This window comes from Maricaulis sp. (assembly GCF_039978735.1).
GTDB lineage: Bacteria > Pseudomonadota > Alphaproteobacteria > Caulobacterales > Maricaulaceae > Maricaulis.
Genome location: NZ_JBDWAS010000046.1, coordinates 87,478 through 93,477, shown reverse-complemented (window position 1 = coordinate 93,477; position 6,000 = coordinate 87,478). Strand labels below are relative to the sequence as shown.

The window sequence follows — 6,000 nt, the reverse complement described above, 5'->3', positions numbered from 1 at the left end:
AAACCGGCGGGGACGGTCCGGTCGAGCTTTTTGCCGGTCGTCCCTGCCGATGGCCTCGCCGGAGCCTGCCGTGGTCAACCCGGCAGGCGCGGACAAGCTCCGTACTCTTTGCACCCCCGGATAACCGGTCCGGGCCTCGAGCGGTGCGAAGACGGGGTGATTATGCGGCCGGTCCGAGGGGGTGGGGACAAGTTTTCCCGATTGTCAGCCAGGCCAGCCCTCTCCCAGACGGGGGAGAGGGATAAGCGCGAATTTCTCCCGGCCGAATGGCCCGCGAAGGCGGGCCGCAGAGCCGGGACCGACCGCGGGTCGCCTTCAGCGATGAGTCTCCCGTAGGTCCCGGACAGCGCTGCCGCGCTTCCGGGAAAAATGGATGGGGAGAGATAACCCCATCCACCGCCTCTCAACCGTCATGCTGACGAAAGTCAGGATCCATGGCGCGAGGTGCAAGTCGCACAAGGCGTGCCGCAGGCTTCAAGTGGCCCGCGGCCGCCCCCGCATCCGGGCTCCGCCCACCTTCTCCCCCGGTCGGGGAGAAGGTTTGTTCATCTTCCCCGCTCTCACACCCGCGTTTCTCCCGGCCGGATGGCCCGCAAAGGCGGGCCGCAGAGCCGGGACCGACCGCGGGTCGCCTTCAGCGATGAGTCTCCCGTAGGTCCCGGACAGCGCTGCCGCGCTTCCGGGAAAAATGGATGGGGGGAGATAACCCCATTCAACACCTCTCAACCGTCATCCTGACGAAAGTCGGGATCCATGGCGCGAGGTGCAATCGCGGCAGGATGGGAGCACCCGGTTTTATGATCTGGGCCCTGACTGAAGTCTGCGCCCGCGAAAGCGGGTGTCAGGGTGACGGTGGTTGGTGCTGTCCCTTTTGCGATCAGGCGACATACCCCGACAGCGCCGAAATCAAGCCTGGCCGAACAGGTAGATCGCGAGGATCGCCACGATAGTGATATCGCCAAACACCCGGGTCGGGCGCCTTGTGAGGTACAGGAAACAGTGGACGACGCTGAGCAGCACCAGCAAGGCACGCGATATCAGAACTGCGGTGTCCGATGGCTGGGTCAGATGTTGCAAGGCCAGCTCGACAGCAAACGCGAGAAAAACCGGCCAGAGATCCCGAAATCCGACAAGTCTGAGAGAATGATAGCGTTCCTTATCGTCAGGCATCCGACATTCTCTCACTCCGGCGCATCGTCACTGACCTCCGTCTCTTCCTCCGCCTCCAGAAGCCCCGAATACGTCTCGCGGAAGATGTACCAGACCGAGGTGAAGAGCGCGGCCACCACCGGGCCGATGATGATGCCGACGGCGCCGAACAGGGTCAGACCGCCCAGGGTGGAGATCAGCACCATCAGGTCGGACATGCGCGCATCCTTGCCCACCAGGGCCGGGCGCAGGAGATTGTCGGAGGTCGACACGACGATCGCGCCCCATACGGCCAGCGCGATACCCGGCACGACCTGGCCCGAGGCCGTCAGCCAGATTGCGGCCGGCACCCAGACCAGCGGCGGGCCGATCATCGGGATGATCGAGAGCAGGGCGGTCACTGCGCCCCAGAAGATCGCGCCCGGCACACCGGCAACATAGAGGCCGGCTCCGGTCAGCGCGCCCTGGACGAGGGCGATGACGAAGGTGCCCTTCACGGTCGCGCGGATGGTCGAGATGGCGCGTTCGGCGAGCAGATCGCGGTCCTCGCCGGTCATCGGCAGCAGGCTGAGGGCCTGGTGCGCGCTCTTGCGGCCGGTCAGCAGGAAATAATACAGCGCATAGACCAGGATGAAGAAGTTCAGCGTGGCAACGAGGAAGCCGCCCGTGCCTGCGCGCAGGCTGGATACGAGGAGCCGCCCCACCGTGCCGGCCAGATTGCCCAGCTGGGTCGTGATCGTGGCCTGGTACTGGATGATGGTTTCGCGGAAGGGCATCCAGTCGGGCAGGCCGTAAAGCCCGTCATCACGGATCTGGGAGACCTGTTCCTGCACCCAGGGGGTGACGCGCTGGGTAATGTCGATCGCCTGTTCGGCCACCACGCCGAGCAGGATCGCCGAGGGTATGACGAAGGCCAGCAGGGCACCGGTCACCAGCAGGATTGCCGCCAGCTTGGGCCGCTCGCCCATATGCGCCGCCAGCCAGCGATGCGGGCCCGACAGGAAAAGCGCGATCACCCCGGCCAGGAAGAGTGTGGCCAGATAGTCCCGGATCATCCAGGCGAAGACCGCCGTGATGCCCAAGGCGAGCACGGCGATGAAAACCCGTTCCAGCTCGATCTTGTTCAGCGCTGTCATCGACCGGATATCCTTCGTTTTCGTCCTCCCCCTTGATGGGGGAGGTGGGCCGGGGCGCAGCCCCGGGTCGGAGGGGGGCGGCGAGGTTTTCGCGAACTTCAGACGGCCGGGTTCACCCCTTCCGTCCGGCTGCGCCGGACACAGTCCCCATCAAGGGGAAGGACCAGGTGAAGCCATCTACCCATAAAGCCAGTTCGGCAGGGCCGTGGCCAGCCAGGGCATGGCTGCAACGGCGACAATCGCCAGAAGCTGGATGATGACGAAGGGGATGGCGCCGCGATAGATGTCGGTCGTCTTCACCGCCTCCGGTGCCACGCCGCGCAGATAGAAGAGCGCAAAGCCGAAGGGCGGGGTGAGGAAGCTGGTCTGCAAATTCATCGCCATCAGCACGCCCAGCCAGACCGGGTCGACGCCCATCATCAGGAGGATCGGTGCCACGATCGGCACCACCACAAAGGTGATCTCGATGAAGTCGAGGAAAAAGCCGAGGACGAACATCACCAGCATGACCACGGCCAGCGCGCCGAACACGCCGCCGGGCACGGCCTCGAGCGCGGCCTGCACGGTTTCGTCGCCGCCCAGCTCGCGGAAGATCAGCGAGAACAGCGAGGCGCCGATCAGGATGACAAAGACCATGGCGGAGATGGTCGCCGTGGAGGTCATCACCTCGTCCAGCACGCCATTGCGCTTGAGACGCCACAGGCTCCAGCCGGCGCCCAGCAGGGTGAGGGTGACGAGCGCACCGGTGACGACACCGCCCAGCGTGCCCAGATCGGTGACATAGACCCGGCTGTCCGATCCGATATTGGCGACGACCACCAGGCCGATCAGCGCAATTAGGGCGACAAGACCGGCATAGCTGGCCAGCTGGCCGAGCGGCGGATTGCCGTCGCGGCCGGCATTGCGGGCTCCGGCGATGAAGCTGGCGCCCACGGCGCCGACGCCGGCGGCTTCGGTGGGCGTGGCCAGCCCGGCGAGGATCGAGCCGAGCACGGCGATGATCAGCGCCAGCGGTGGCAGCAGGGCGTGCAGGATGGCGCCCCAGTCGGCATGGGCTTCGCTGGCCGGTGCGGCAGGCGCGCTTTCCGGCTTCCAGATCGCCATCACGATCTGGTAGGCGATGTAGAGACCGACCAGCATCAGGCCCGGGATCAGTGCGCCGGCGAACAGGTCGCCGACCGAGACGATGTCCGGCGAGAAAATACCCTGGGCGCGCTGGGCTTCCTGGTAGGCGTTGGAGATCTGGTCGCCCAGCAGCACCAGCACGATGGAGGGCGGGATGATCTGGCCCAGCGTGCCCGAGGCCGCGATCGAGCCGGCGGCCAGGGCGGGGTCATAGCCGCGCTTGAGCATGGTGGGCAAAGAGAGGAGGCCCATCGTCACCACGGTGGCGCCGACAATGCCGGTCGAGGCGGCCAGCAGCGCGCCGACCACGATGACGGAAATCCCCAGTCCGCCGCGCAGCGTGCCGAAGAGCGCGCCCATCGCTTCGAGCAATTCCTCGGCGATGCGGGATTTTTCCAGCATCACGCCCATGAAGACGAAGAGCGGCACGGCGACCAGGATCTGCCGGTCCATTTCCATCAGATTGCCGTAGATGCGCTGCGGGAAGGCGCGGAAATGGATCGGGTCGAACAGGCCCATGGAGATGCCCAGGAGGGCAAAGCCCAGGGCGACACCGGCCAGGGTGAAAGCGACGGGATAGCCGCGCAGCAGCGCCGCAAAGGCGGCGATGAACATCAGGAAGGGCAGGATCTCGACGAAGAAGCTCATGGCGTCAGACCTCGCCCTTGAAAGTATCGGGCAGGGGCGGCGGGGTTTCCTTGCCGATCGTCATGGCGGCGCGGGCTGCCATCGAGAAACCCTGCAGGATCATCATGATGGCAAACACCGGAATGGCGGTCTTCAGCAGGAAGACGAAGGGCAGGCCGTCGCTCTCGCGCGATTGCTCGAGGATGCGCCAGGTGGAATTCATATAGCCGGTCGAGGACCACAGGATGAGAAAGCTCATCGGCATCAGGGCGAGATAGGTGCCGATCAGGTCGGTCCAGGCCTTGCCGCGTTCGTCGAGCTTTTCATAGATCACGTCGACGCGCACATGGCCGCCATTGAGAAGCGCCGAGGCCGAGGCGAGCAGGAAGAGCAGGGCGTGCATGTAGATCACGCTCTCCTGCAGCTTGGTCGAGGCATAGCCGAAGACATAGCGCTGGATCACGATCACCGCGGTGGCGACCACCAGCCCCAGGGCAAACCAGCGCGCCGCCCCGCCGATGGTCAGGGTGATACGGTCGAGAATGCCGATCAGGCTGCGTTCGAAATTCCACGCCCCGGCGGGCACCGACAGGAAGCGCCCCATCAGCGCGGTGACCAGCGGCAGCAGCAGGACGGGCGAGACGAAGAGGCCGATCCGCATCAGCCAGCCGCCCAGCGCCTGAGCCCAGCCGGCGAGGTGCGCATTGGCCCAGCCCGCAATGGCGCCGCCGGTGGCGGCATCCAGCGCGGTCAGGACGATGATGATGGCCAGAACGGCCAGGATCAGGCGGTCACCGGGGCGCATGGGCGTCAGCCGCCCAGCACGCGTTCGCGCTGGACCATGTAGGGCATTTCGGAGACCCGGCCCCACTGGCGCATCTTGTTGCGCGCATCCAGATAGCTCTCATAGACGCGGCGCGTCATCGCATCGGCATTGCCGGTATCGGCGACAACCTGTTCGGAAATCTCGCCGATCCGCGTCCAGATCTCGTCGGAGAAGCGGCGCAGTTCGACGCCATGCTCGTTGACGAGCACGTCAAGCGCGATGCCGTTCTGGTGCTGGAATTCGGCCAGGGAGAGATTGTTGGCCGTCAGGCAGGCCGACTGGATGATGGCCTTGTGATCGTCGGCCAGCTCGTCCCAGACGGTGCGGTTCATGCCGACGCCCAGACAGGATCCCGGCTCGTGGAAGCCCGGGCCGTAATAATAGGGCGCCTCGCGGTAGAAGCCGAAGGCGAGGTCATTCCAGGGACCGACCCATTCGGTGGCGTCGATCGTGCCGTTCTGCAGCGCCGGATAGATCTCACCGCCGGAGAGGGTGACGGCCGCGCCGCCCAGCTCGCGCAGTACATTGCCGCCAAGGCCCGGAATGCGCATGCGCAGACCGCGGAAATCGTCCAGCGTGTTGATCTCGCGCTTGAACCAGCCGCCCATCTGGTGGCCGGAATTGCCGGCCTGGAAGGGTTTGATGTTGAACTGGCCGGCCAGTTCGTCCCACAGCGCCTGGCCGCCGCCATATTCCACCCAGCCCATGATCTCGTAGGCCGTCATGCCCATCGGCACGGCGGTGAAGAAGTTGAAGGCCGGCGACTTGCCCTGCCAGTAGTATTCCGCGCCGTGATACATGTCGGCCGTGCCTTCGGAGACGGCATCGAAGGCCTCGAAAGCGCTGACGATCTCGCCGGCAGCATAGACGCGCACATCCAGCGATCCGCCGGACATGCGGTTGATATAGGCGGCGACATTGTTGGCAGCGGTACCCAGGCCGGGGAAGTTGGCCGGCCAGGTCGTCACCATGCGCAGGCGTTTCACGCCGCGATTGACCGCGGGTGCTGCCGGTCCGGCCGCGTTCTCCTGCCCCGTCTCCCCGCAGGCAGTGGCCACCGTCGCAGCGGCGACCGCGCCGCCGCTGATGAATGTGCGTCGATCCATGTCTCTCCCCCTTGAGGATCGTGCCCGCCCG

At 65.6% G+C, this 6,000-nt stretch carries 5 protein-coding genes; all 5 read right to left on the bottom strand.

Annotation, left to right across the window (positions count from 1 at the left end; translation table 11 throughout):
* Positions 1 to 906 precede the first annotated feature (906 nt).
* A complete protein-coding gene (locus ABJO18_RS14425) occupies positions 907 to 1,170 on the bottom strand; it encodes a hypothetical protein (RefSeq protein ID WP_348508792.1) in 264 nt (87 codons plus the stop codon).
* An 11-nt stretch (positions 1,171 to 1,181) separates the two neighbouring features.
* The gene (locus ABJO18_RS14420) at positions 1,182 to 2,285 is read right to left on the bottom strand and encodes an AI-2E family transporter (protein ID WP_348508791.1); all 1,104 of its coding nucleotides are present in this window, start codon (positions 2,283 to 2,285) and stop codon (positions 1,182 to 1,184) included.
* A 177-nt stretch (positions 2,286 to 2,462) separates the two neighbouring features.
* Positions 2,463 to 4,058 (bottom strand): TRAP transporter large permease subunit, encoded by a 1,596-nt coding sequence (locus ABJO18_RS14415; RefSeq protein ID WP_348508790.1) that lies wholly within the window; start codon positions 4,056 to 4,058, stop codon positions 2,463 to 2,465.
* A 4-nt stretch (positions 4,059 to 4,062) separates the two neighbouring features.
* Positions 4,063 to 4,842, bottom strand: a complete 780-nt coding sequence (locus ABJO18_RS14410) for a TRAP transporter small permease subunit (RefSeq protein ID WP_348508789.1) — start codon at positions 4,840 to 4,842, stop codon at positions 4,063 to 4,065.
* A 5-nt stretch (positions 4,843 to 4,847) separates the two neighbouring features.
* On the bottom strand, positions 4,848 to 5,969 hold the full coding sequence (locus ABJO18_RS14405) for a TRAP transporter substrate-binding protein (protein WP_271186515.1): 1,122 nt from the start codon (positions 5,967 to 5,969) through the stop codon (positions 4,848 to 4,850).
* Between the last annotated feature and the right edge of the window lie 31 nt (positions 5,970 to 6,000).